Origin of the sequence: Rathayibacter festucae DSM 15932 (genome assembly GCF_004011135.1) — a bacterium.
GTDB lineage: Bacteria > Actinomycetota > Actinomycetes > Actinomycetales > Microbacteriaceae > Rathayibacter > Rathayibacter festucae.
The window spans coordinates 1,700,258-1,723,800 of the sequence record NZ_CP028137.1 but is presented as its reverse complement, the minus strand read 5'-3'; the positions used below and the strand labels follow the sequence as shown (position 1 = coordinate 1,723,800).

The following is a 23,543-nucleotide window of genomic DNA, read 5'->3' as shown; positions in this document are numbered from 1 at the left end:
AGCCTCGCGCCGGCGCGGGCGGAGGGGATGGCCTCGTCGCGGCGACCGGCTCGGGTCTGGCGGGCGCCCGAAGGGCGCGGGAAGGCGCCGCGACGAGGCCATCCCCTCCGCCCCTCACCAGAAGTCGGGGCCCCTGCGTATACAGCGGACAGAACACAGGGCGTCGCGATTCCCCGGGGGTTCGCAGGCGCCGTTATACTCGTCGAGGCGTGCAACGCGCCAGAACTTCGAAAGGTACCGCGTGGACATCCTCCAGGTCGTGCTCCAGGTCGTCCTGGGCATCACGAGCCTCCTGCTCACCATGCTGATCCTGCTCCACAAGGGGCGCGGCGGCGGACTGTCCGACATGTTCGGCGGTGGAGTCACCTCGAACCTCGGTGCCTCGGGCGTCGCAGAGCGCAACCTGAACCGCATCACCGTGATCCTCGGCCTCGTCTGGCTGGCGTGCATCGTGGTGCTCGGTCTTCTCACCAAGTTCGACACCGGAGCATAGGGGTAAACGGAATGGCATCAGGCGGCAGTGCAATCCGCGGTTCGCGCGTCGGCGCGGGACCCATGGGCGAGCAGGACCGGGGCTACCACGCCGAGCGCGTTGCGGTCTCGTATTGGGACGCCCTCGGCAACGAGACGGTGCGCCACTTCTCGGCGGCCCTCCCCGAGGACGAGATCCCCGAGGTGATCGACTCCCCGCAGTCCGGTCTCCCCGCGGGACGCGACCGGGCGAACCCGCCGCAGGTCGCGAAGTCGGAGCCCTACAAGACGCACCTCGCGTACGTGAAGGAGCGCCGCACCGAGGCCGAGGCCGCTCAGCTCCTCGAGGAGGCGCTGCAGCAGCTGCGCGCACGCCGGGGCACCGCGACCCCCTCCTGAGCATCGCCGGCCGCAGGGCCGGTGCAACGACGAAGGGCCCGTCCTCCCGAGGAGGCGGGCCCTTCGTCGTTCCCGGACGAGCCGGGGGAGAGCTCAGTAGCTCGGCGCGATCAGCGACTCCGGCACCTCGGCCGCGGCCTCCTGGTCGACGAAGAACACCGTGCGCTTGCGGCCGAACGCGCCCGCCGCGGGCACCTCGTTCGTGCTCGCGCCGGCGAGGGCCAGCCCGAGAGCGGACGCCTTGTCGGCGCCGGCGAGGACCATCCAGATCCGGTCGGACTGGTTGATCAGCGGAAGCGTGAGCGTGAGGCGCTCCGGCGGCGGCTTGGGGGAGTTGCGGACCGCCAGCACACCCGGCTGCGGGTGGCGGATGGCCGAGCGCTCGGGGAAGAGCGAGGCGATGTGGCCGTCGGGCCCGACGCCGAGGAAGGTGATGTCGAAGCGCGGGTAGTCGCGGCCCTCGGTCGCGTGCGCACGGAGCTCGGCGTCGTAGGCCGCGGCGGCGCCGTCGAGGTCGAGGCCCTCGTCGGACGCGGGGTAGGAGTGCACGTTCTCGGCCGGCACCTCGAGGCGCTCGAAGAGATCGCCCGCCTGCACGTCGTTGCGGTCCTCGTGGCCGCGGGGCACCCAGCGCTCGTCGCCCCACCAGAAGTGCACGCGGGTCCAGTCGACGTTGCCCGCGGCGGAGGAGCCGCCGATCTCCTTGAGGGTCGCCGCCCCCATCGTCCCGCCGGTGAGGACCACGTTCGCCGTGCCCAGGTCGTCGAGGATATCGATCGTCTTCGTCAGGAAGCGCGCGGCGACCGAGCCTGCGAGGGTCTGCTTGTCTCGGTGGACGAGCACACGGCGGTCAGTGGTCATCGGGGTCTCCTTCGGGTCGGTCGCCATCGGCGGATGGCCGTCTCCCCGGCCGCCGCGCCTGGCGTGCAGGGTGCGGCGTCCGGGGAGTGCGGCGGTGTCAGGACGCGCTGCGAGCGTCGTTCTTCTCGGTGAGCATGTCCACACCGCGCGAGATCACTTCACCGTACAGGTCATCCGGGTCGAGCCTGCGCAGCTCCTCCGCCAGGCAGTCGCGGAGGCTCCGCCGCGGCAGGGAGATGTCGTGAACGGGCTGGTCCGGTTGCGTCAGCGTCGCGACGTTCGGGATCGAGCGCTCGAGCTCGATCACGCCGGACTCGCGGAAGAGGCGCACCCCGTGGATCCCGCTGGACCCGGTCGCGCTGATGGTGAGCTCGTGGTCGACGGGGATGTCGAGCTCGAGCTGCAGCCAGGCCGCGAGCAGGATCGTCGAGGGGGAGTCCGGCGCACCGGAGACCTCGACGGCCGTGATCGGCTCGTAGGGCGGCTGGTCGAGCACCGCGGCGAGCTGAGCGCGCCACAGGGTGAGGCGGGTCCAGGCGAAGTCGGTGTCGCCGGGGGCGTAGGTCGAGGCGAGGTGGTGCAGAGCCTCGGCCGGGTTGGACTGCGCGGAGGCGTCGGTGATCCGGCGCGTCGCGATGCGGCCGATCGGCGACTTCGAGGCGCTGTCCGGCGCGCTGTTCGGCCACCAGGCGACCACGGGCGCGTCGGGGAGCAGCAGCCCGGTGACGAGGCTCTCCTCGTCCGTCGCCGCGTCGCCGAACGGGCGGAGGACGACGACCTCGCTCGCACCGGCGTCGCCGCCGACGCGGATCTGCGCGTCGACGCGCGGGGTGGCGTCGACGGGGACCGTCGTCAGCCCGTCGTCCTTCGAGACGACGATGACGCGCATCGGGTGCTCGCGGGAGGCGTCGTTGGCGGCGTCGATCGCCTCCTCCTCGTGGCCCCGGGAGGTCGCGATGATGAGGGTGAGCACGCGGCCGAGGGCGACGGCGCCGCCCTCCTCGCGGATCTTGACGAGGGTCTTCGAGACCTCGCTCGTCGTGGTGTCGGGCAGATCGACGATCACGGGCGCCTCCAGGTGCGGCCGTCGCGAGCGAGGAGCTCGTCGGCGGAATCGGGGCCCCAGGTTCCGGGGCGGTACTGCTCGGGCTGGCCCTGCGTGCTCCAGTACTCCTCGATCGGGTCGAGGATCTTCCAGGAGAGCTCGACCTCCTCGTGCCGCGGGAAGAGCGGCGGCTCGCCGAGGAGGACGTCGAGGATCAGGCGCTCGTAGGCCTCGGGGCTCGCCTCGGTGAAGGCGTGGCCGTAGCCGAAGTCCATCGTGACGTCGCGGACCTGCATGCCCGCGCCGGGCACCTTCGAGCCGAAGCGCATGGTGACGCCCTCGTCGGGCTGGACGCGGATGACCAGGGCGTTCTGGCCGAGCGAGGTGGTCTGGCTCTCGGCGAAGAGCTGCTGCGGCGCGCGCTTGAAGACCACGGCGATCTCGGTGACGCGGCGGCCCAGGCGCTTGCCCGCACGCAGGTAGAACGGCACGCCCGCCCAGCGGCGGGTGCCGATGTCCAGGCGCATCGCGGCGAAGGTCTCGGTCGTCGAGGTGGGGCTCATGCCGTCCTCCTCGAGGAAGCCGAGCACCTTCTCGCCGCCCTGCCAGCCGCCGGAGTACTGCCCGCGGGCGGTGACGGTCGAGAGGTCCTTCGGCAGGCGGACGGCCGCGAGGACCTTCTCCTTCTCGGCGCGGAGGTCCGCGGCGTCGAACGAGATCGGCTCCTCCATCGCCGTGAGGGCGAGCAGCTGGAGCAGGTGGTTCTGGATGACGTCGCGCGCGGCGCCGATGCCGTCGTAGTAGCCGGCCCGGCCGCCCACGCCGATGTCCTCGGCCATGGTGATCTGCACGTGGTCGACGTAGTTCGAGTTCCAGAGGGGCTCGTACATCATGTTGGCGAAGCGCAGCGCCAGGATGTTCTGGACCGTCTCCTTGCCGAGGTAGTGGTCGATGCGGAAGACGGAGTCCGGCGGGAAGACCGACTCGACGACGGCGTTGAGCTCACGCGCGGTCTTCAGGTCGCTGCCGAAGGGCTTCTCGATGACCACGCGGCGCCACTGGCCGTCCTTCTGCTCCGCGAGGCCCGAGTTGCGCAGCTGCTCGGTGACCTGGGGGAAGGACTTCGGCGGGATCGAGAGGTAGAAGGCGAAGTTGCCGTTCGTGCCGCGCTCGCGGTCGAGCTCGTCGACGGTCGTCTTCAGGCGGCTGAAGGCCTCGGGGTCGTCGAACTCGCCCTGCACGAAGCGGATGCCCTGCGCGAGCTGCGTCCAGACCTCCTCGTGGAACTCGGTGCGGGCGTGCTTCTTGACCGAGTCGTGCACGACCTTCTCGAAGTCCTGGTCGTCCCAGTCGCGCCGGGCGAAGCCGACGAGCGCGAAGCCGGGAGGAAGCAGGCCGCGATTGGCGAGGTCGTAGACCGCCGGCATGAGCTTCTTGCGGGAGAGATCGCCGGTGACGCCGAAGATGACGAGGCCGCTCGGCCCCGCGATCCGGTTCAGCCGGCGGTCGAAGCTCAACCGCAGCGGATTGAACTCGGGAGTGATGTCCACAGACATGTGCAGTGTCCTTCTGTGTGCCGCGGTCCGGCGGGGCCGGCGCCTCGGCGCACTGCTATCGGTGACGGAGGGGGAGTGGTGACGCCTGCCCGCTCCGCTGAGGGCTTGCGAGCGCGGCCTCGGCGGACCGCGCGGACGACCGCGGGCGCGGCGCCCCGCCTCCGCGAGGAGGACGGGACGCCGCGCCCGGCGGATCAGGTGTTGAGCGCCTCGAAGAGGGCCTCGAGGTCGGCCTCGGGGTCCGTCAGCGTCAGCGTCAGGACCGGGCGGCCGTGCTCGGCGAGCACGCTCGCGTCGCCCGCGGCCTGGGCCTGGATCAGCTGTCCGAAGGTGAACGGGCTCTCGGGGATCTCGAGGTCCGTGCTCGCGCGCTCGGCGATCTGGAGGAAGACGCCGGTCGGCGCTCCGCCCTTGTGGTACTGACCGGTCGAGTGCAGGAAGCGCGGGCCCCAGCCGAAGGTCACCGGACGCTTCGACTGCGCGGCGAGGAGGTCGCGGACGCCCTCCAGCTGCGGCAGCGCTAGGCGGTCGACGTAGGCCTGGATCGACACGTAGCCGCCCTCGCCCAGCTGGGCGAGGAGGCGGTCGACGGCGGCCGCGACGGTCGAGACGCCCTCGGTCACGTCCGACGTGCCGGTCACCTCGATGCCCGCGTCCGTGAAGGCCGGGGTCGCCGGCTCCGGACGCTTCTCGAGCAGGGCCCGGGTCGCGACCTTCGCCGACTCGACGTCGGGCTGGTCGAACGGGTTGATCCCGAGCAGGCGCCCGGCGACCGCGACCGCGTACTCCCAGGTCAGCATCTGCGCGCCGAGCGAGCCGGACAGGAGGATCTCGCCCTCGTGCCGGTCGCGCGGGAACAGGTGCAGCGCGCTCGCGTCCTCGACCAGGCGGACGACCTGCACGTCGGCGAGGTCCTCCGACAGCTCGGGGGCGAGGGTGCCGAGGACGACGGGGAGGATGCCCGTGCCGTCCTTGCCGGTGGACTCGGCGATGAGCTGCTCGGCCCAGTCGGCGAAGCCCACGATGTGCGTGCCGTCGGCCACGATCGCGAGCTTGTCGCGACGGGGGCTGGTGGCGGCGATCGCGGCGCCGAGGAGCAGACCCGGGTTCTCCGGGGTGTCCACGGCCAGGCCGAGGGAGGCCTCGGCCGCCTCGTCGAGGAGGGCCTCGATGTCGGCGCCGGCGAGTCCGGACGGCACGAGGCCGAACGCGGAGAGCGCCGAGAAGCGGCCGCCGATGTTCGGGTCGGCGTTGAAGACCCGGTAGCCGGCCTCTCGCGAGGACGAGTCGAGCGGCGAGCCGGGGTCGGTCACGATGACGATGCGGTCGAGCGGGTCGATGCCCGCCTCGGTGAACGCCTTCTCGTAGGCCTTCTTCTGGCTGGCGGTCTCGACCGTCGAGCCGGACTTGGACGAGATGACGACCGCGGTCGACGCGAGGCGGTCGTTCAGGGCCGCGAGGACCTGCCCGGGCGCGGTGGAGTCGAGCACGGTGAGCTCGACGCCGGCGGTCCGGGTGATGACCTCGGGCGCGAGCGAGGAGCCGCCCATGCCGCCGAGCACGATGTGGTCGATGCCCTTGGCCTGGAACTCCTCGCGGAGCGCCAGGATCTCGGGGATCAGCGGGCGGGAGACCGTGGTCGACTCGGTCCAGCCGAGGCGCTTCCCGGACTCCTCCTCGGCCGCCGCACCCCAGAGGGTGGGGACCTGGGCGGTGATGCCCGAGGCGACCTCGTCGGCGACGAGCTCCGGCACGACGCGGTCGGCGGCCTTCTCGGCGTCGCCGCTGAGGTGGATCTGGATCGCCATGATCAGGCCTTCGCCTTCGCGCCCTCGAGCGCGGCGGTGACGGTGTCGAGCAGCTCGTTCCAGGAGACGACGAACTTCTCGACGCCCTCCTTCTCGAGCAGCTCGGTGACCTCGGCGTAGGAGACGCCCTGCGCGGCGACGGCGTCGAGGACGGCGTTGGCGTCGGCGTAGGAGCCGGTCACCGTGTCGCCGGCGATGACGCCGTGGTCGAAGGTCGCCTCGAGGGTCTTCTCGGGCATGGTGTTGACGACGCCCGCCGCGACCAGCTCGGTCACGTAGAGGGTGTCGGGCAGATCGGTCGACTTGACGCCGGTCGAGGCCCACAGCGGACGCTGGCGGTTGGCGCCGGACTCCTGCAGGAGCAGCGCGCGCTCGGTGGCGAACGCCTCGACGAAGACCTCGTAGGCGAGCTGCGCGTTGGCGACGCCGGCCTTGCTCTTCAGCGCGAGGGCCTCGTCGGTGCCGACGGCCTCGAGGCGCTTGTCGATCTCGGTGTCGACGCGCGACACGAAGAACGAGGCGACGGAGTGGATCGTCGACAGGTCGATGCCGGCGTCCTTGGCCTTCTCGAGGCCGGCCAGGTACGCGTTGATGACGGCGCGGTAGCGGGCGAGCGAGAAGATCAGCGTGACGTTGACCGAGATGCCGGAGCCGATGGCCTCGGTGATGGCCTCGAGGCCCTCGACGGTCGCGGGGATCTTGATCATCGCGTTCGGGCGGTCGACCTTGGCCCAGAGGGCCTTGGCCTGCTCGATGGTGCCCTGCGCGTCGTGCGCGAGGCCCGGCTCGACCTCGATCGAGACGCGGCCGTCGTAGCCGTTGGTCGCGTCGTAGATCGGGCGGAAGACGTCGGAGGCGGCGGCCACGTCGTCGGTGGTGATCGCGAAGACCGCGTCGGTCACCGAGGTGTCGGCGGCGGCGAGCTCCTCGACCTGCTCGTCGTAGGACTCGCCCTTGGCGAGGGCCGCGGCGAAGATCGTGGGGTTGGTGGTGACGCCGACGACGTTCTTCTCGTCGATGAGCTTCTGCAGCCCGCCGCTCGAGATGCGCGAGCGCGACAGGTCGTCGAGCCAGATGCTGACGCCGGCGGCGGAGAGGTCTGCGGTGGGGGTGTTCTCGGTCATGTCTCTTCTTCTCGCTAGATGGTGCGGGTCGGTGGGGAGTCGTGGGCCCGACGGCGAAGGCCGCGCCCGGGTGGACGCGGCCTTCGTGGTCAGGACGCCGCGAGCGACTCCTTGGCGGCGGTGATGGCCGCCTCGGTGGTGATCCCGAACTCGCGGAACAGGGTCTTGTAGTCGGCGGAGGCGCCGAAGTGCTCGATGGAGACCGAGCGGCCGGCGTCGCCGACGTACTTCTGCCAGCCGAGGCTGAGGCCGGCCTCGATCGAGACGCGCGCCTTCACGGCGGAGGGCAGCACCTTCTCGCGGTACTCGGCGTCCTGCTCCTCGAACCACTCGAGCGACGGGGCCGAGACGACGCGGGCGTTGACGCCCTCGCCCTTGAGCAGCTCGCGCGCCTCGACGGCGATCTGCACCTCGGAGCCGGTGGCGATGAGGATCACGTCGGGGGTGCCGTTCGGCGCCTCGGCGAGGATGTACGCACCGCGGGCGACGTTCGACGCGTGGGCGAAGGTCTCGCCGGTGGCGTCGCCCTCTCCGCGCTCGAAGACGGGGATGTTCTGGCGGGTGAGCGCGAGGCCGGCCGGGCCCTCGCGGCGCTCCAGGATCGTCTTCCAGGCGTAGGCGACCTCGTTGGCGTCGCCGGGGCGGACGATGTCCAGTCCCGGGATCGCGCGGAGGGCCGCCAGCTGCTCGACCGGCTGGTGCGTCGGGCCGTCCTCGCCGAGGGCCACGGAGTCGTGGGTCCAGACGTAGATGGCCGGCGCCTTCATGAGCGCGGCGAGACGGACCGCCGGGCGCATGTAGTCGGAGAAGATCAGGAAGGTGCCGCCGAAGGGGCGGGTGTTGCCGTGCAGGACGATGCCGTTGAGGATCGCGCCCATGGCGTGCTCGCGGATGCCGAAGTGCAGCACGCGGCCGCCCTTCTTGCCGGTCCACTCGTGGGTCGAGAACTCGCTCGGCACGAAGGAGCCGGCGCCCTCGATGGTCGTGTTGTTCGACTCGGCGAGGTCGGCGGAGCCGCCCCAGAGCTCGGGCACGACGCCGGCGAGGGCGTTGATGACCTTGCCGGACGCGGCGCGGGTCGACACCTCCTTGCCGGGCTCGAAGACCGGGAGGGCCTCCTGGACGCCCTCGGGGAGGTCGCCGCTCAGGACGCGGTCGAGGAGGACCTTCTTCTCGGGGTTCGCGGTCGCCCACGCCTCGAGCGTCTCGTTCCACTCGGCGTGCTGCGCCTGGCCGCGCTCGACGGCCTTGCGGGTGTGCTCGAGGACCTCGTCGGCGACGTCGAAGGTCTTCTCGGGGTCGAAGCCGAGCACCTCCTTGAGGCCGCGGAGCTCGTCGGCGCCGAGGGCGGAGCCGTGGATCTTGCCGGTGTTCTGCTTCTTCGGCGAGGGCCAGCCGATGATCGTGCGCAGGATGATGAGCGACGGCTTGTCGGTCTCGCCCTTGGCGGCCTCGATCGCGGCGTGCAGCTCGGCGACGTCCTCGTGGTACTCGCCGGTCTTCTTCCAGTCGACGACCTGGACCTGCCAGTCGTAGGCCTCGTAGCGCGCCTTGACGTCCTCGGTGAAGGCGATGTTGGTGTCGTCCTCGATCGAGATCTGGTTGGAGTCGTAGATGACGACGAGGTTGCCGAGCTGCTGGTGGCCGGCGAGCGAGGAGGCCTCGCTGGTGATGCCCTCCTGCAGGTCGCCGTCGCCGGCGATGACGTAGACGAAGTGGTCGAACGGCGAGGTGCCCGCGGCGGCCTCGGGGTCGAACAGGTCGCGCTCGAAGCGCGCGGCGTAGGCGAAGCCGACGGCCGAGGCGAGGCCCTGGCCGAGCGGGCCGGTGGTGATCTCGACGCCGTCGGTGTGGCCGTACTCGGGGTGGCCCGGGGTCTTCGAGCCCCAGGTGCGCAGCGCCTTGAGGTCGTCGAGCTCGAGGCCGTAGCCGCCCAGGTAGAACTGGACGTACTGCGTCAGCGAGGAGTGGCCGACCGACAGGATGAAGCGGTCGCGGCCGATCCAGGTGGCGTCGGACGGATCGCGGCGCATGACCTTCTGGAACAGGAGGTACGCGGCCGGCGCGAGGCTCATGGCGGTACCGGGGTGGCCGTTGCCGACCTTCTCGACCGCGTCCGCGGCGAGAACCCTCGCCGTGTCGACTGCCTTCTCGTCAATGGAATCCCATTGCAGTTCTGACACTAGGTACTGACCCTTCTCGAGACGTGGGGCAGACGGGGACCGTCCGCCCTCTCGCATGGTGGAGCGCGCATGACGACTTCGACACGATGCTTCCGACGACGCCCCGTTCGGCCTCGCGCGACTGATCAGTCGCGCGGAACTCGGGTGCGGGCCGGGCGCTCTGGCGAGCAGTTCCGAGTATACGGAGGGGGGTGCGCCGGGGATCGGGGGTTGCGCCTCGCATATGTCGGCGTCCGATTGGACAAGCGTGCACTCCGGGCCCGCCCCCATCCGGCGCGCATTACACTCGTTCGGGATCATCGATCGTTAGAGGAGCAATGGACGTAGTCGCAGAGACCACCGCGATCGAGCGGGGAGGGCCCGTCCGGTCGCCCCTGTCGCGCAAGGTGAGGGCGTACGTCGCGCTGACGAAGCCGCGGGTGATCGAGCTGCTGCTCGTGGTCACCGCGCCCACGATGATCCTGGCGCAGGGCGGGATCCCGAACCTGCTGCTCGTCCTCAACGTGCTCATCGGCGGGGCGCTCAGCGCCGGGTCGGCCGGCGCGTTCAACTGCTACATCGACCGCGACATCGACCGCGTGATGAAGCGGACCCGCAACCGCCCGCTCGTCACCGGCGAGGTCTCCGACCGGGAGGCGCTGGTCTTCGCGACCACGATCGGCGTGCTGTCGATCGCCTGGCTCGGCCTAACCGCCAACTGGCTGGCCGCGTCGCTCTCGCTCGCCGCGATCCTCATCTACGTGCTTTTCTACACGCTGTTCCTCAAGCGCCGCACGCCGCAGAACATCGTCTGGGGCGGGATCGCCGGCTGCATGCCCGTGCTGATCGGCTGGGCCGCGGTCACGAACTCCCTCGACTGGGCGCCGATCATCCTGTTCTCGGTCATCTTCCTCTGGACGCCGCCGCACTACTGGCCGCTCTCGATGAAGTACCGCGAGGACTACCGCGCCGCCGGCGTGCCGATGCTCGCCGTCGTCCGCGGGCGCAGCATCGTCGGTCTCCAGGTCATCCTCTACGCGTGGGCCACCGTCGCGTGCTCGCTGCTGCTCATCCCCGTCGCCGGCATGGGCGTCGTCTACACGGTCGTCGCCCTCGCCAGTGGCGTCTGGTTCATCGCAGAGACGCACCGCCTCTACAGCCTCGCGATCCGTCACGAGCACGTCTCGCCGATGCGCGTCTTCCACGGCTCGATCGGGTACCTCACGCTGCTGTTCCTCGCCGTCGGCATCGACCCGCTGCTGCCGTTCTGATGGTGACGCCGTTCTCGTTCCTCGCCGAGCGGGTCGTCCTGAGCCCGCGCGCCCTGCGCTGGGGGACGACGGCCGCCCTGGTCGCGAGCATCCTGATCATCTTCTTCGGCGGCGTCGTGCGCCTGACCGGGTCGGGCCTCGGCTGCCCGACCTGGCCCGCCTGCGACGCGGGGTCGCTGACCTCGACGCCCGAGCTCGGGATCCACGGCTTCATCGAGTTCACCAACCGCGCCTTCACCGGCGTGCTGATCGTCGCGGTCGGCTGGGCCATCACCGCGGCCCGACTGCAGAAGCCGCGCGACCGCACGATGACCCGCCTGGCCTGGTCGCAGTTCTGGCTCGTGGTCGCGAACGCGCTCGCGGGCGGCGCGACCGTGCACTCGGGCCTCAACCCGTACATCGTCGCTGGTCACTTCATGCTCGCGATCGCCCTGCTGACGACCACGGCGCTGACCTGGCACCGCGCGCACCGCTCGCAGTCCGTCGCGTTCGAGCCGGATGCACTCACCCGAGGGGTGAGCATCGCGCTCGTCGCGGTGACGCTGGCCGTGATCGCCGTCGGCACCCTGGTGACCGGCACCGGTCCGCACGCGGGCGACTCGGCCGAGGTCCCGCGGATGCGGTTCCACTGGGAGAGCGTCACCGTCGTGCACGGGGTCCTCGGGACGGCCACGCTCGTGCTCGGCCTCGTGCTGCTGGTGCTGCTGGCGCGCGTGCCGGGCTCCGAGCTGGCACGGCGCCGCGTGATCACCTTCCTCGTCGTGGTGGGGCTGCAGGCGCTGGTGGGCGTCGCCCAGTCGCTCCTCGCCCTGCCGGAGGCGCTCGTCGCCGTCCACCTCCTCGGCTCCGCGTTCGTGTGGGTCGGCGCGCTGCGGGTCCTGCTCGACGTGAATCCGCGCCTCTTCACGGTGCGCGCTCAGCGTCGGCAGGCCGTCGAGGAGCTCGCGCCCGCGCTCTGACTCGGACGGTGGCCGGCTCGGGGGCCCTTCCCACCGGACCGCAGGTGGCGGCGCAGCCGGACCAGCGCGAGCGCGAGCCGCGGCAGCGGGAGGCTCCGCGCGAGCGGCTCGGCCAGCGCGCCGAAGTCGCGTGCGGGCCTCGACTCCAGGCCGGTGCGCGCGAGCGCGAGGAGGAGGCGGGGGAGGGTCGGGATGCTGTCGTCGTTCGTCATGCGGACACTCCAGCACGGACCACCGACACGGGTGTGGTCATGCGGGTCTGGCGGCGCGGGCTCCGGTGCCCGCGCGACACCCAGGTGCAGAGGTTCCACTGGGAGCACGGCTTCCGTAGGATGAGTAGTTGGTTCAGGTTCGACGCGGGACGCGTCGGTCGCCGTGACGGCGAGACCCGGACCTCGGCCCGATGGAGCGCCACCGCAAGCCTCAGGACTTCCCGGGACGCACCGCTCCGCTCCGCCCATCGACTCGATGGCGTGATCGGCCCGGATGTGCTCCTCGGATCCCCCTCGGGGAATGACTCCGGAACCCGACCGGTTACCAGTGGGTAGGAAACGAGGTACTTATGTCAGACATCCTGATCGACCGCCCCGAGCTCGCGAGCCTGGGCGTCTACGAGTTCGGCTGGTCCGACTCGGACTCCGCCGGCGCCTCCGCGCGCCGCGGCATCTCGCCCGAGGTCGTCTCCGACATCTCCGCGCTCAAGAACGAGCCGGCTTGGATGCGCGAGCGGCGCATGAAGGCGCTCGCGCTCTTCGAGCGCAAGCCGATGCCCACCTGGGGCGCCGACCTGTCGGACATCGACTTCGACAACATCAAGTACTTCGTCCGCTCCACCGAGAAGCAGGCGCAGACCTGGGAGGACCTCCCGGACGACATCAAGAACACGTACGAGAAGCTCGGCATCCCCGAGGCGGAGCGCCAGCGCCTCGTCGGCGGCGTGGCCGCGCAGTACGAGTCCGAGGTCGTCTACCACCAGATCCGCGAGGACCTGGAGGAGCAGGGCGTCATCTTCATGGACACCGACACCGCCCTCCGCGAGCACCCCGAGATCTTCGAGGAGTACTTCGGCACGGTCATCCCGGCCGGCGACAACAAGTTCGCCGCGCTGAACACGGCGGTCTGGTCCGGCGGCTCGTTCGTGTACGTCCCCAAGGGCGTGCGCGTCGACATCCCGCTGCAGGCCTACTTCCGGATCAACACCGAGAACATGGGCCAGTTCGAGCGGACGCTGATCATCGCGGACGAGGGCAGCTACGTCCACTACATCGAGGGCTGCACGGCGCCGATCTACAAGTCGGACTCGCTGCACTCGGCCGTCGTCGAGATCATCGTGAAGAAGAACGCCCGCGTGCGCTACACGACGATCCAGAACTGGTCGAACAACGTCTACAACCTCGTCACCAAGCGCGCGATCGCTCACGAGGGCGCGACGATGGAGTGGATCGACGGCAACATCGGCTCCAAGGTCACCATGAAGTACCCGTCGATCTTCCTGGTCGGCGAGCACGCCAAGGGCGAGACCCTCTCCGTCGCGTTCGCGGGCCCCGGCCAGCACCAGGACGCCGGCGCGAAGATGATCCACATGGCTCCGTACACGCAGTCGTCGATCGTCTCCAAGTCGATCGCCCGCGGCGGCGGCCGGGCCGGCTACCGCGGCGAGGTCCGGGTGGACGCCAACGCGCACCACTCCGCGAACACGGTGCGCTGCGACGCGCTCCTGGTCGACACGATCTCGCGCTCGGACACCTACCCGGCGATCGACATCCGCGTGGACGACGTCCAGCTCGGCCACGAGGCCACGGTCTCGAAGGTCAGCGAGGAGCAGCTCTTCTACCTGATGTCGCGCGGCATGCCCGAGGACGAGGCCATGGCCATGATCGTCCGCGGCTTCATCGAGCCGATCGCGCGCGAGCTGCCGATGGAGTACGCCCTCGAGCTCAACAAGCTCATCGAGATGGGGATGGAGGGCAGCGTCGGCTGACGCTCGCCCCACCGGCCCCGAGGCCGCCCGAGTCGGGCGGCCAGCACCCTTCGAAAGGAACCACCGCCTGATGACGGTCCCCACGAGCGCCCCGACGTCCCCTGCGATCGACGGCGCGGACGCCGCCGCGCGCCTGGGCATCGCCGCGCACTCCGACGGGGCGTTCACGCCCGTGCAGACCCGCTCCGAGCGCTTCGCGTCCACCGACGTCGACGCCTTCGAGACGGTCACCGGTCGCGAGATCGCCTGGAAGCTGACCCCGGTCGCCCGCCTCGGCGACCTGATCGACGGCCCCCTCGACGGCTCGCCGACTCCGCTGGAGTCGGCGGCGGTCGAGGGCGTCGACGTCTCCTGGGTCGGCCGCGACGACGCGCGGATCGGCACCGCCGGCCTCCCCGAGGACCGCGCCGCCGCGAACGCCTGGTCACAGTTCGAGCAGGCCCTCTCGATCCGGGTGACCGGCGAGGACGAGAAGGTCGCGACGCTCGTGCGCACCGGTCTCGGCTCCGCCCCCCGTGCCGCGCACACGATCATCGAGGCCGCGCCGTACGCGCGCGGCGTCGTCGTGCTGCAGAACGAGGGCGAGGCGACTCTCGCCGAGAACGTCGAGGTGCTCGTCGGCGAGGGCGCGCAGCTGACCATCGTCACGCTGCAGGAGTGGGCCGACGACGCCCGCCACCTCGCGAACCACTTCCTCCGCGTCGGCCGCGACGCGAAGGTCAAGCACATCGTCGTCACGCTCGGCGGCTCGATCGTCCGGGTGAACCCCTCGGCGCACCTCGTCGAGCGCGGCGCGGACGGCGAGCTCCTCGGCCTGTACTTCGCCGACGGCGGCCAGCACCTCGAGCAGCAGGTCTACGTCGACCACGACGCCCCCGACACCCGCAGCCGCGTCACCTACAAGGGCGCGCTGCAGGGCCAGGGCGCGCGGACGGTCTGGATCGGCGACGTGCTGATCCGCCAGAGCGCGAACGGCACCGACAGCTACGAGCAGAACCGCAACCTGGTCCTCTCGGACGGCACGCGCGCCGACTCGATCCCGAACCTCGAGATCGAGACCGGCGACATCGCCGGAGCGGGCCACGCCTCGGCGACCGGCCGCTTCGACGACGAGCAGCTCTTCTACCTGCAGTCGCGCGGCATCCGCGAGGACGAGGCGCGCCGCCTGGTCGTCCGCGGCTTCCTCAGCGAGATCGTGCAGCAGATCGGCGTGACCGAGCTCGAGGACCGCCTCCAGCTCGCGATCGAGGCCGAGCTGGCCGGCAGCGCCGGGCAGACCGGCGCGTACAGCCCGGAGGTGTCCGCATGAGCGACGCCGCCCGGATCTGCGCCGCCTCGGAGCTGATCCCGAACCAGGCCGTCCGCTACGTCGTCGACGGCATCGCCATCGCGATCGTGCAGGACACGGCCGGCGAGATCCACGCCATCGGCGACACCTGCACGCACGGCGAGGTCTCCCTCGCCGAGGGCTTCGTCGAGGACGACACCCTCGAGTGCTGGGCCCACGGCTCGGCGTTCTCGCTGCGCACCGGCGCCCCCCTGAACCTGCCGGCCTTCGAGCCGGTTCCCGTCTTCGTCGTCGAGGTCATCGACGGCGACGTCTACATCGACCCGACCGTCACGAAGGAAGTCTGAATGTCCGTTCTCCAGATCAGCGATCTCCACGTCAGTGTCGAGACCGAGCAGGGGACCAAGCAGATCCTCCGCGGTGTCGACCTCACCATCAACCAGGGTGAGATCCACGCCGTGATGGGCCCGAACGGGTCCGGCAAGTCCACCCTCGCGTACACGATCGCGGGGCACCCGAAGTACCACGTCGACGGCGGCTCGATCACCCTCGACGGTGTCGAGGTCCTCGACATGACCGTCGACGAGCGCGCTCGCGCCGGCCTCTTCCTCGCCATGCAGTACCCGGTCGAGATCCCCGGTGTCACCAACACCAACTTCCTCCGCACGGCCAAGACCGCGATCGCGGGCGAGGCGCCGGCGATCCGCACCTGGACCAAGGACGTCAAGAAGGCCATGGCCGACCTGCGGATGGACCCGTCCTTCGCGGCGCGCAACGTCAACGAGGGCTTCTCGGGCGGCGAGAAGAAGCGCAACGAGATCCTCCAGCTCGAGCTGCTCGCCCCGCAGTTCGCCGTCCTCGACGAGACCGACTCCGGCCTCGACGTCGACGCGCTCAAGATCGTCTCGGAGGGCGTCAATCGCGCTCACGCGTCGACCGGTCTCGGCGTCCTGCTGATCACGCACTACACGCGGATCCTGCGCTATATCCAGCCCGACTTCGTGCACGTCTTCGTCGCCGGCCGGATCGCCGAGCAGGGCGGCAAGGAGCTCGCGACCCGTCTCGAGGACGAGGGCTACGACCGCTTCCTCGCTCCGGCGACGGCCTGATCATGGCGGTCACCACGCTCGACCCGAAGCTCTTCGACCAGGTCGAGGAGGCGCTCAAGGACGTCATGGACCCCGAGCTCGGCGTCAACGTCGTCGATCTCGGTCTCATCTACGACCTGGGCTGGGACGACGAGAATGACGCCCTGGTCATCCACATGACGCTGACGTCGGCGGGCTGCCCGCTGACGGACGTGCTCGAGGAGCAGACCGCGGAGTCGCTCGACGGCGTCGTGGAGGCGTTCCGGATCAACTGGGTCTGGATGCCGCCGTGGGGTCCGGACCGGATCACCGAGGACGGCCGCGACATGATGCGCGCGCTCGGCTTCTCGATCTAGAGCCGTGCCGCTCGATCGGCGTCAGGTACAGCGAAGGGCCCGGAGGATCATCCTCCGGGCCCTTCGCCGTGCGTGCGGGGCGGGTCAGCCCTTGCGGCGGCCGAGCAGCGCCCACGTGGTGGGCAGGAGCGCGGCGGCGAGCAGGATCTTGAGGGTGTCACCGACGAGGAAGGGCACGAGGCCGGCGGTCAGCACCGAGCCGAGGTCGGCCGGGTAGCCCATCGAGCCGAGCGCGGTGGCGAGCCAGGGGAGTCCGACCAGGTAGATCGTGGCGGTGCCGGCGAGGAAGGTCACCACGGTGCCGACGACACGGCGGTCCCACTGACGCTGGGCGAGCCAGCCGGTGACGATCGAGGCGAGGACGAAGCCGACGATGTAGCCGCCCGTCGGGCCGGCGAGGACGGCCCAGCCGCTCGAGCCCTCGGTGAAGATCGGGGCTCCGAGGGCGCCGACGAGCGCGTAGACGCCCATCGAGAGGGCACCGCGGAGGGCGCCGAGCGTGGTGCCGACGAGCAGGACGGCGAAGGTCTGGCCCGTGATCGGGACCGGCCACATCGGGATGTACAGCTGCGCCATGCCGGCGGTGAACGCGGCGGCGGCGAGGACGAGCACCAGATCGGTGACCAGCGAGCGGGTGAGCAGCCGGTCCGCCAGGACCGGTCGCGACGGGGCGAGAGAGTAGCTGGACATGTCTGTTCTCCAAAGACCGTGTCGCCCGAGAGCGAGGAGCGAGCGCGTCCGCGGTGAGCGGACGTGGATCCGCCCCGCGGCTCAGGAAATATACTAGGGGGCTGCCGCTCCGCGGCCTCTTGCCCCACACCTCCCGAACCGAACGCCATTTCTTGGCGGGAACGGACTGCACAGTGCTCAGCGTGCACGACCTCGAACTCCGAGTCGGCGCCCGACTCCTGATGGAGAACGTGTCCTTCAGAGTCGGCGACGGCGACAAGGTCGGCCTCGTCGGCCGCAACGGCGCGGGCAAGACGACGCTGACCAAGGTCCTCGCCGGCGACCTCATCGCCGCGAAGGGGTCGGTCGACCGCGGCGGCGAGATCGGCTACCTGCCGCAGGACCCGCGCTCCGGCGACCCCGAGGAGCTGGCGCGCACGCGCATCCTCGACGCCCGCGGCCTCGGCCAGCTGGTGCTGGGCATGCAGGAGGCCACCGTCGCGATGTCGAGCAGCGACACGGCCGTCAGCGAGGCCGGGATGAAGAAGTACGGCAACCTGACCGACCGCTTCCTCTCGCTCGGCGGCTACGCGGCCGAGGCGGAGGCGGCGTCCATCGCGAGCAACCTGAACCTGCCGGATCGGATCCTCGACCAGCCGCTGAAGACGCTCTCGGGTGGTCAGCGCCGCCGCATCGAGCTCGCACGCATCCTCTTCTCCGACGCGCAGACGCTCATCCTCGACGAGCCGACCAACCACCTCGACGCCGACTCCGTGGTCTGGCTCCGCGAGTTCCTGAAGAACTACCGCGGCGGCTTCATCGTGATCAGCCACGACATCGAGCTGGTCGGCGAGACCGTGAACCGCGTCTTCTACCTCGACGCCAACCGCCAGGTCATCGACGTCTACAACATGAACTGGAAGAACTACCTCCGCCAGCGCGCGGCCGACGAGGAGCGCCGCAAGAAGGAGCGCGTCAACGTCGAGAAGAAGGCCGGGGCCCTGCAGCTGCAGGCCGCGCGCTTCGGCGCGAAGGCCTCGAAGGCCGCGGCCGCGCACCAGATGGTCGCGCGCGCCGAGCGGATGCTCAGCGGCCTCGAGGAGGTCCGCGCCGTGGACCGTGTCGCGAAGCTCCGCTTCCCGACCCCGTCCGCCTGCGGCCGCACCCCACTGCAGGCGCAGAACCTCTCGAAGAGCTACGGCTCGCTCGAGATCTTCACCTCCGTCGACCTCGCGATCGACCGCGGCTCGAAGGTCGTCATCCTCGGGCTGAACGGTGCGGGGAAGACGACGCTGCTGCGCATCCTGGGCGGTGTGGACGCGCCCGACACCGGCGTGATCGAAGCCGGCCACGGCCTGCGCATCGGCTACTACGCCCAGGAGCACGAGACGATCGACGTCAAGCGCTCGGTGCTGGAGAACATGGTCTCCTCGAGCCCGAACCTCACCGAGACCGAGGCCCGCCGCGTGCTGGGCTCGTTCCTCTTCACCGGCGACGACTCGCACAAGCCGGCCGGAGTCCTCTCCGGCGGCGAGAAGACCCGCCTCGCCCTGGCGATGATCGTCGTCTCGGGTGCCAACGTGCTGCTGCTCGACGAGCCCACCAACAACCTCGACCCGGCCAGCCGCGAGGAGATCCTCGACGCGCTCGCGCACTACGAGGGCGCGGTCGTCCTGGTCAGCCACGACGAGGGGGCCGTCGAGGCGCTCAACCCCGAGCGCGTGCTGATCATGCCCGAGGGCACCGAGGACCACTGGACCGCGGACTACCTCGACCTGATCATGCTGGCCTGATCTTCGGCGTCCAAGGATCCCCGAGTTCCGGCGCCGTGGGTCTCGATACGCCGCGTGCCGCGGCTACTCGGCGAGCATGCGGCTCATGCTGATCGAGTAGCCCGCGGAGCGGGCGTATCGAGATCCACCGGCATCAGAGCTCGAGTCTGCAGACCTGCTCTTTGGACGACGGCGGGTCTCGATACGCCCCTGCGGGGCTACTCGACCAGCATGTGTGCGGGCGTGTCCTCCCAGTGGATTCCGCTCCGTCAGCGGGCGTCGAGCAGTTCGTCCTCGATCTCGGCGTCGGTGCGGCCGCGGCGGAGGCGGCGCTGCTCGCGGCGCTCCTCGGCGGCGATGACCTCGGGGTCGTCCGCGTTGCGGATCCGGTACTCGTGCCGGATCGCCCAGGCGAGGCCGCCGAAGCCCATGATCGCGAAGAGCACCCACTGGATCGCGTAGCTGATGTGCAGGCCCTCGTCGGCGACCGGCTTGATCGCGGCGAGCGGACGCTCCTCGATCGGAGCCGGATCCTCCTGGACCAGCAGCCCGTAGCCGGCGGTGCGCAGCGGCTCGTCGAGCTGGGCGGAGAGGTCGTCGAGCTGGATCGTGGCGATCTGGCCGGCGGGCGCGCCGCGGCCCTCGATGCGGCCCTCGCCGGGCTTGAGCCGGGCCGTGACCGTGACCTCGCCCTCGGGCGGGGCCGGGACGACGTCGGGGGAGTCCTGGGTGGAGCCGACCGGGACCCAGCCGCGATCGACGACGAAGACGCTGCCGTCCGCGAGGCGCAGCGGGGTGAGGATCTCGAAGCCGGGATTGCCGTTGTACGGGCGGTTGCGGACGAGCGTCTCGCCGTCGGTCTCGTAGACGCCGCTGACCTCGACGGGCCGGTACTCGAGCGCGTCGTCCCAGCTCGCTCCCTCGGGGAGCAGCCCGTCGAGCGCGACGGGGTCGGCGTTCCAGTTGGCGGTGACGAGCCGGTTGGTGCTCGCCGCCTCGTCGAGCCGCACGACCTGCCAGCGCGAGAGCAGCACGCAGGCGACGGCGAAGACGATCGTGAGGGCCAGGTAGCTCAACCAGCGGCGCGAGAAGGCGAAGCGCCAGGTCGGCCGCGTCGCCGTCGCGCTCACAGAGCGGCTCCGCGGTCCACTGTCAGCAGAGGCTTCACTTCGAGCGGGAACTCCCGGGCCGCGAGGAACTCGCGCAGGTAGTCGAGGTGCTCCCCGCAGGCGAGCCAGGTCTTCCGGCGGTCCGCGGTGTGGATGCGCGGGTTCCGCCACTCGATCGCCCAGGTCGCGGTCAGCGCGCAGCCGGCGCGCGAGCAGGCGTGCTGATCGGGCACGCCGCCGAGCGGGATCACCGTCGTCCCTCGCTCGGGTCGCCGCCCTCGGGCGCGTCGGCGGAGGGAGCGGCGTCGTCCGCCGTGGGCGGCACGTACGGCGGCACCGGCCGGGACAGCACGATCGCGCCGGGACGCTCGACCGTGCCGCTCTCACCGGCGCTGCCCACGTTGGCGAGCACGACGGCGAAGTAGGGGAGCACGATCGCGCCGAGCGCGAAGAAGAGCAGCCACCAGCCCTGGGCGAAGATCAGGCAGATCACGCAGACCATCCTGATGCCCATGGCGATGGAGTACTTGATCGCGCGGGAGCGACGCGCGGCACTGGGCGACGGCGGGAGGGAGGTGAGCGATTCGCGTGATTTCACAGCCCGACCAGACTACGTCGTGCGCGCCAAGCGAAGGCTGAGACGGCCCTATCCGCGGATGTGTTGCGCCGAGCGCCTCTAAGATGTACGGGTCGTCCGGAGCCGCCCGCGCACCGGCGGAGAGGGACACCATGACCACGCCGCGCACCGTTCTCGTCACGGGGGGCAACCGGGGGATCGGCTACGCCATCGCCGAGGAGTTCGTGGCGGCCGGTCACCGGGTCGCGGTCACCGCCCGCTCCGGCTCGGGCCCCGAGGGCTCCTTCACCGTCGTCGCCGACGTCACCGACTCCGCGTCCATCGACGCCGCCTTCTCGCAGATCGAGGCCGAGCTCGGCCCCGTCGAGGTCGTCGTCGCGAACGCCGGCATCACCCGCGACATGCTGCTGCTGCGCATGTCGGAGGAGGACTTCACCTCCGTCGTCGACACCAACCTCACCGGCGCCTTCCGGGTCGTCAAGCGGGCGTCGAAGGCGATGCTGAAGCAGAGGTTCGGCCGCATCGTCCTGATCTCGAGCGTCGTCGGCCTCTACGGCGGACCGGGTCAGATCAATTACTCCTCGTCCAAGGCAGCGCTGGTCGGCTTCGCCCGGTCGCTCACCCGCGAGCTCGGCGCCCGCAACATCACGGCGAACGTCGTGGCACCCGGGTTCATCGAGACCGACATGACGGCGGAGCTCCCGGCGGAGCAGCAGGCGGAGTACCGCAAGAGCATCCCGCTGGCCCGCTACGGCACGGCCGCCGAGGTCGCGAAGGTCACCCGCTGGCTGGCGAGCGACGAGGCGGACTACATCTCCGGCGCCGTCATCCCCGTCGACGGCGGCCTCGGGATGGGTCACTGACCGTATCAGCTGAGAGCTTATATCCGACGGATATCAGCTGTAGGCTTATGCGATGACCGAACCCCTCGTCGTCGCGGTGCTGCTCGACCTGGTCGACTCCCGGGAGATCACCGCGCGGTCCTCCGTTCAGCGCGAGATCGAGCGCGGCTTCGCGGCGGTCGACGCGGCGGTCCCGGCCCTCGAACCGCTGCACCCGACGGTCGGGGACGAGTTCCAGGCGGTCTACGCCTCCGTCTCCGCGGCCCTCGGGGCGACGCTCCAGGCGCGCCTGGCGCTGCCGCCCGGGGTGGACTGCCGGGTCGGTCTCGGCCGCGGCGAGGTCCGGGTGGTCGGCTCCGGAGTCGCCGGCGACCTGCAGGACGGGCCCGGCTGGTGGCGCGCGCGAGCGGCCATCGAGCGGGCGCACGCCCTCGAGGACGGAGCCGTGCCGACCGCCCGGGGCTGGTTCATCGCCTCGGACGCCCCGGACGCGCAGGAGGCCGCGGTCAACGCCTACCTCCTCGCCCGCGACGCTCTCGTCGGCGAGATGAGCGACCGCGACCGGCGGCTCGTGCTCGGCACCGCGCGCGGGCTGCCGCAGAAGATCCTGGCCGAGCAGGAGTCGATCACGCAGTCGGCGGTGTCGCAGGCGCTGAAGCGCGCGGGCGCCGGCGCCCTGCTCACCGGCGCGCGGCTGCTGGCGGACGCGTGCTGACCGCGCTGCTGCTCGCGCTCGTCGGAGTGGCCGACCTCGCGCGGACGCACCTGCGACGGCCCGTCGCCGCCGGCGCGATCGTCGTGCTCTGGGCGGCCGCAGCGGTGTCGGCGGTGCTCGGCCTCGGGGCGCCGCCGCTCGGGGTCGCGACCGTCGCGGTCCTCGCCGGAGTCTGGCTGCTGCTCACGACGACCGCGGCGGGCACCCGGCCGCCCGGTGGGCTCCGACCCGCCGTCGGCCTCGTCGTCGCGGTCCTCGTCCTCTCGGTGCTGGATCGTGCGGCCGGGCCCGCCGCCGGCCCCCTGGTCGACGCCTACGCGGGGCTCGGGCGCTCCGGGCCGGTGCCGCCGATCGCCCAGGCGCTGCTCGCCGGGGGCGCCGCGCTCTTCCTCCTCGAGAGCGCCAACGTCGTCGTGCGCGCCGCGCTCTACCGCGAGCTGCCGCAGCCGGTCGCCGCCCGCAGCCGCTTCTCGCTCCGGGATCGATTCGCCCGGCCGGCGCCCCAGGAGGTGCGCGTCCCGGATCTCCGCGGCGGTCGCGCCATCGGGCCGCTCGAGCGGCTCCTCGTGGCCGGGCTCACCCTCGCCGGAGCGATCGGGCTGGCCGGCGCCGTCTTCGCGGCGAAGGGCATCGTGCGCTTCCCGGAGATCTCCCGTGACGGCGAGGGCGGCTCGAAGGCGGAGTACTTCCTGGTCGGCTCGCTGGTCAGCTGGGCGCTGGCCCTGGGCGCCACGGCGCTGGTCGCGACCGCGGGCGGCTGAGGCGCCGCCCTCCGAGTGTCAGCCGCGCAGGCCGAGGACCGGCAGCAGCTGGCTGAGGTCGAGGCCGTCGACGACGAGGTCGGCGCGCTCGCGGACGACGGGCTTCGCGTTGAAGGCGACCGAGAGGCCGGCCACCCGCATCATCTCGAGATCGTTCGCGCCGTCGCCGACCGCGATCGCCCGCCGGAGCGGGACGCCGGACTCCGCCGCCCACTCGCACAGCGCGGCGGCTTTCGCGGCGGCGTCGATGACCGGGCCCTCGACGGAGCCGGTGAGGCGGCCGTCGCGGCTGCCGAGCCGGTTGGCGCGGACGAAGTCGAGGCCGAGCGCCCCGGCGACCGGGTCGAGTACCTCGTGGAAGCCGCCCGAGACGACGCCGATCCGACCACCGGCGGCGTGGATGCCGGCGATCAGCTCCTCCACTCCCGGGGTGACCCGGACGCGGCCGCTCACTCCGGCGCAGACGTCGTCGAGGACGCCGGCCAGAGTGGCGACGCGCTCGCGCAGGCTCTCGCCGAAGTCGATCTCGCCGTGCATCGCGCGCTCGGTGATCGCGGCGACGCGCTCCTCGGAGCCCGCGTGCGCGGCGAGCAGCTCGATCACCTCGTCCTGCAGCAGCGTGGAGTCGGCGTCGACGACGACCAGGAAGCGGGCGGGTGTGCGCGGCGGCTCACTCAAGGACGGGCCAATCGGTCGGGTCCGCGCGCCGGCACAGCCAGCAGCGCGGAA

At 71.1% G+C, this 23,543-nt stretch carries 25 protein-coding genes; 13 read left to right on the top strand and 12 right to left on the bottom strand.

Annotation, left to right across the window (positions count from 1 at the left end; all coding sequences use genetic code 11):
* Window positions 1-241: 241 nt before the first annotated feature.
* Together secG and C1I64_RS08080 are read left to right on the top strand one after the other, a co-directional pair.
* Window positions 242-493: a preprotein translocase subunit SecG gene (gene secG, locus C1I64_RS08085; protein WP_123446270.1), complete on the top strand. Its 252-nt coding sequence runs from the start codon at window positions 242-244 to the stop codon at window positions 491-493.
* A gap of 11 nt (window positions 494-504) precedes the next feature.
* Window positions 505-870: an RNA polymerase-binding protein RbpA gene (locus tag C1I64_RS08080; RefSeq protein WP_123446271.1), complete on the top strand. Its 366-nt coding sequence runs from the start codon at window positions 505-507 to the stop codon at window positions 868-870.
* A 93-nt stretch (window positions 871-963) separates the two neighbouring features.
* Here the strand turns inward: C1I64_RS08080 and pgl are convergent, their stop codons facing one another.
* The 6 genes from pgl to tkt all read right to left on the bottom strand — a co-directional run bounded on the left by pgl (window position 964) and on the right by tkt (window position 9,447).
* Window positions 964-1,731 (bottom strand): 6-phosphogluconolactonase, encoded by a 768-nt coding sequence (gene pgl / locus C1I64_RS08075; protein ID WP_123735998.1) that lies wholly within the window; start codon window positions 1,729-1,731, stop codon window positions 964-966.
* Between the two features lie 97 nt (window positions 1,732-1,828).
* The gene (locus C1I64_RS08070; protein ID WP_123446272.1) at window positions 1,829-2,797 is read right to left on the bottom strand and encodes a glucose-6-phosphate dehydrogenase assembly protein OpcA; all 969 of its coding nucleotides are present in this window, start codon (window positions 2,795-2,797) and stop codon (window positions 1,829-1,831) included.
* On the bottom strand, window positions 2,794-4,332 hold the full coding sequence (gene zwf / locus C1I64_RS08065) for a glucose-6-phosphate dehydrogenase (RefSeq protein ID WP_123446273.1): 1,539 nt from the start codon (window positions 4,330-4,332) through the stop codon (window positions 2,794-2,796). Before zwf ends, C1I64_RS08070 begins: the two co-directional genes overlap by 4 nt.
* Window positions 4,333-4,526: 194 nt before the next feature.
* Window positions 4,527-6,140: a glucose-6-phosphate isomerase gene (locus C1I64_RS08060; RefSeq protein WP_127886869.1), complete on the bottom strand. Its 1,614-nt coding sequence runs from the start codon at window positions 6,138-6,140 to the stop codon at window positions 4,527-4,529.
* Window positions 6,141-6,142: 2 nt separating this feature from the next.
* Window positions 6,143-7,264: a transaldolase gene (gene tal, locus C1I64_RS08055; protein WP_123446275.1), complete on the bottom strand. Its 1,122-nt coding sequence runs from the start codon at window positions 7,262-7,264 to the stop codon at window positions 6,143-6,145.
* An 89-nt stretch (window positions 7,265-7,353) separates the two neighbouring features.
* A complete protein-coding gene (tkt, locus tag C1I64_RS08050; RefSeq protein ID WP_123704303.1) occupies window positions 7,354-9,447 on the bottom strand; it encodes a transketolase in 2,094 nt (697 codons plus the stop codon).
* A gap of 317 nt (window positions 9,448-9,764) precedes the next feature.
* Between tkt and C1I64_RS08045 the strand changes: the two genes are divergently transcribed.
* Window positions 9,765-10,697, top strand: a complete 933-nt coding sequence (locus tag C1I64_RS08045) for a heme o synthase (protein ID WP_127886868.1) — start codon at window positions 9,765-9,767, stop codon at window positions 10,695-10,697.
* Window positions 10,697-11,656: a COX15/CtaA family protein gene (locus tag C1I64_RS08040; protein WP_127886867.1), complete on the top strand. Its 960-nt coding sequence runs from the start codon at window positions 10,697-10,699 to the stop codon at window positions 11,654-11,656. Before C1I64_RS08045 ends, C1I64_RS08040 begins: the two co-directional genes overlap by 1 nt.
* On the opposite strand, the gene C1I64_RS08035 is transcribed toward C1I64_RS08040, so the two are convergent.
* Complete coding sequence (locus tag C1I64_RS08035; protein ID WP_127886866.1) at window positions 11,614-11,868, bottom strand: hypothetical protein; 255 nt, start codon at window positions 11,866-11,868, stop codon at window positions 11,614-11,616. The two genes, C1I64_RS08040 and C1I64_RS08035, sit on opposite strands and share 43 nt — an antisense overlap.
* A 350-nt stretch (window positions 11,869-12,218) precedes the next feature.
* Between C1I64_RS08035 and sufB the strand changes: the two genes are divergently transcribed.
* The 5 genes from sufB (at window position 12,219) to C1I64_RS08010 (ending at window position 16,369) form a co-directional block, all read left to right on the top strand.
* Complete coding sequence (gene sufB, locus C1I64_RS08030; RefSeq protein WP_123446280.1) at window positions 12,219-13,637, top strand: Fe-S cluster assembly protein SufB; 1,419 nt, start codon at window positions 12,219-12,221, stop codon at window positions 13,635-13,637.
* A 70-nt stretch (window positions 13,638-13,707) separates the two neighbouring features.
* A complete protein-coding gene (sufD, locus tag C1I64_RS08025; protein WP_123704297.1) occupies window positions 13,708-14,946 on the top strand; it encodes a Fe-S cluster assembly protein SufD in 1,239 nt (412 codons plus the stop codon).
* The gene (locus C1I64_RS08020; RefSeq protein ID WP_123446282.1) at window positions 14,943-15,272 is read left to right on the top strand and encodes a non-heme iron oxygenase ferredoxin subunit; all 330 of its coding nucleotides are present in this window, start codon (window positions 14,943-14,945) and stop codon (window positions 15,270-15,272) included. Before sufD ends, C1I64_RS08020 begins: the two co-directional genes overlap by 4 nt.
* Window positions 15,273-16,034: a Fe-S cluster assembly ATPase SufC gene (gene sufC, locus C1I64_RS08015; protein ID WP_123446283.1), complete on the top strand. Its 762-nt coding sequence runs from the start codon at window positions 15,273-15,275 to the stop codon at window positions 16,032-16,034.
* A 2-nt stretch (window positions 16,035-16,036) separates the two neighbouring features.
* Window positions 16,037-16,369 carry a metal-sulfur cluster assembly factor gene (locus C1I64_RS08010; protein WP_123446284.1) on the top strand — a complete coding sequence of 111 codons (333 nt, stop codon included), beginning with the start codon at window positions 16,037-16,039 and terminating at the stop codon, window positions 16,367-16,369.
* An 84-nt stretch (window positions 16,370-16,453) separates the two neighbouring features.
* On the opposite strand, the gene C1I64_RS08005 is transcribed toward C1I64_RS08010, so the two are convergent.
* Window positions 16,454-17,059, bottom strand: a complete 606-nt coding sequence (locus tag C1I64_RS08005) for a biotin transporter BioY (protein WP_123446285.1) — start codon at window positions 17,057-17,059, stop codon at window positions 16,454-16,456.
* A gap of 173 nt (window positions 17,060-17,232) precedes the next feature.
* Between C1I64_RS08005 and C1I64_RS08000 the strand changes: the two genes are divergently transcribed.
* A complete protein-coding gene (locus C1I64_RS08000; RefSeq protein ID WP_123733093.1) occupies window positions 17,233-18,831 on the top strand; it encodes an ABC-F family ATP-binding cassette domain-containing protein in 1,599 nt (532 codons plus the stop codon).
* 248 nt (window positions 18,832-19,079) lie between these two features.
* Here the strand turns inward: C1I64_RS08000 and C1I64_RS07995 are convergent, their stop codons facing one another.
* Genes C1I64_RS07995 through C1I64_RS07985 form a run of 3 tightly spaced genes read right to left on the bottom strand, consistent with a single transcriptional unit; the run spans window position 19,080 to window position 20,517 of the window.
* Entirely contained in the window at window positions 19,080-19,940 is an 861-nt protein-coding gene (locus C1I64_RS07995) for an SURF1 family cytochrome oxidase biogenesis protein (protein ID WP_244209425.1), read from the bottom strand.
* Complete coding sequence (locus C1I64_RS07990; RefSeq protein WP_243582970.1) at window positions 19,937-20,170, bottom strand: hypothetical protein; 234 nt, start codon at window positions 20,168-20,170, stop codon at window positions 19,937-19,939. The genes C1I64_RS07995 and C1I64_RS07990 overlap by 4 nt, the downstream gene beginning before the upstream one ends.
* Entirely contained in the window at window positions 20,167-20,517 is a 351-nt protein-coding gene (locus tag C1I64_RS07985) for a DUF3099 domain-containing protein (protein WP_127886865.1), read from the bottom strand. The genes C1I64_RS07990 and C1I64_RS07985 overlap by 4 nt, the downstream gene beginning before the upstream one ends.
* A 131-nt stretch (window positions 20,518-20,648) precedes the next feature.
* On the opposite strand from C1I64_RS07985, the gene C1I64_RS07980 reads away from it, so the two are divergent.
* The 3 genes from C1I64_RS07980 to C1I64_RS07970 are packed head-to-tail and all read left to right on the top strand — an operon-like array spanning window position 20,649 to window position 22,814.
* Window positions 20,649-21,359 carry a beta-ketoacyl-ACP reductase gene (locus C1I64_RS07980; RefSeq protein WP_127886864.1) on the top strand — a complete coding sequence of 237 codons (711 nt, stop codon included), beginning with the start codon at window positions 20,649-20,651 and terminating at the stop codon, window positions 21,357-21,359.
* Window positions 21,360-21,411: 52 nt separating this feature from the next.
* Window positions 21,412-22,053: a SatD family protein gene (locus tag C1I64_RS07975; protein ID WP_127886863.1), complete on the top strand. Its 642-nt coding sequence runs from the start codon at window positions 21,412-21,414 to the stop codon at window positions 22,051-22,053.
* Window positions 22,047-22,814 carry a hypothetical protein gene (locus C1I64_RS07970; RefSeq protein ID WP_127886862.1) on the top strand — a complete coding sequence of 256 codons (768 nt, stop codon included), beginning with the start codon at window positions 22,047-22,049 and terminating at the stop codon, window positions 22,812-22,814. Before C1I64_RS07975 ends, C1I64_RS07970 begins: the two co-directional genes overlap by 7 nt.
* A gap of 18 nt (window positions 22,815-22,832) precedes the next feature.
* Here the strand turns inward: C1I64_RS07970 and serB are convergent, their stop codons facing one another.
* Window positions 22,833-23,492, bottom strand: a complete 660-nt coding sequence (gene serB / locus C1I64_RS07965; protein WP_127886861.1) for a phosphoserine phosphatase SerB — start codon at window positions 23,490-23,492, stop codon at window positions 22,833-22,835.
* Window positions 23,493-23,543: the final 51 nt, after the last annotated feature.

Bases quoted from the DNA above. Each gene is read 5' to 3' on its own strand.
- C1I64_RS08035 (WP_127886866.1), bottom strand. From the start codon at position 11,868: ATGACGAACGACGACAGCATCCCGACCCTCCCCCGCCTCCTCCTCGCG.
- C1I64_RS08040 (WP_127886867.1), top strand. From the start codon at position 10,697: ATGGTGACGCCGTTCTCGTTCCTCGCCGAGCGGGTCGTCCTGAGCCCG.
- C1I64_RS07980 (WP_127886864.1), top strand. From the start codon at position 20,649: ATGACCACGCCGCGCACCGTTCTCGTCACGGGGGGCAACCGGGGGATC.
- C1I64_RS08045 (WP_127886868.1), top strand. From the start codon at position 9,765: ATGGACGTAGTCGCAGAGACCACCGCGATCGAGCGGGGAGGGCCCGTC.
- tal (WP_123446275.1), bottom strand. From the start codon at position 7,264: ATGACCGAGAACACCCCCACCGCAGACCTCTCCGCCGCCGGCGTCAGC.
- C1I64_RS08080 (WP_123446271.1), top strand. From the start codon at position 505: ATGGCATCAGGCGGCAGTGCAATCCGCGGTTCGCGCGTCGGCGCGGGA.
- zwf (WP_123446273.1), bottom strand. From the start codon at position 4,332: ATGTCTGTGGACATCACTCCCGAGTTCAATCCGCTGCGGTTGAGCTTC.
- sufB (WP_123446280.1), top strand. From the start codon at position 12,219: ATGTCAGACATCCTGATCGACCGCCCCGAGCTCGCGAGCCTGGGCGTC.
- C1I64_RS08060 (WP_127886869.1), bottom strand. From the start codon at position 6,140: ATGGCGATCCAGATCCACCTCAGCGGCGACGCCGAGAAGGCCGCCGAC.
- pgl (WP_123735998.1), bottom strand. From the start codon at position 1,731: ATGACCACTGACCGCCGTGTGCTCGTCCACCGAGACAAGCAGACCCTC.
- C1I64_RS08010 (WP_123446284.1), top strand. From the start codon at position 16,037: ATGGCGGTCACCACGCTCGACCCGAAGCTCTTCGACCAGGTCGAGGAG.
- C1I64_RS08005 (WP_123446285.1), bottom strand. From the start codon at position 17,059: ATGTCCAGCTACTCTCTCGCCCCGTCGCGACCGGTCCTGGCGGACCGG.
- sufC (WP_123446283.1), top strand. From the start codon at position 15,273: ATGTCCGTTCTCCAGATCAGCGATCTCCACGTCAGTGTCGAGACCGAG.
- C1I64_RS08020 (WP_123446282.1), top strand. From the start codon at position 14,943: ATGAGCGACGCCGCCCGGATCTGCGCCGCCTCGGAGCTGATCCCGAAC.
- C1I64_RS07975 (WP_127886863.1), top strand. From the start codon at position 21,412: ATGACCGAACCCCTCGTCGTCGCGGTGCTGCTCGACCTGGTCGACTCC.
- sufD (WP_123704297.1), top strand. From the start codon at position 13,708: ATGACGGTCCCCACGAGCGCCCCGACGTCCCCTGCGATCGACGGCGCG.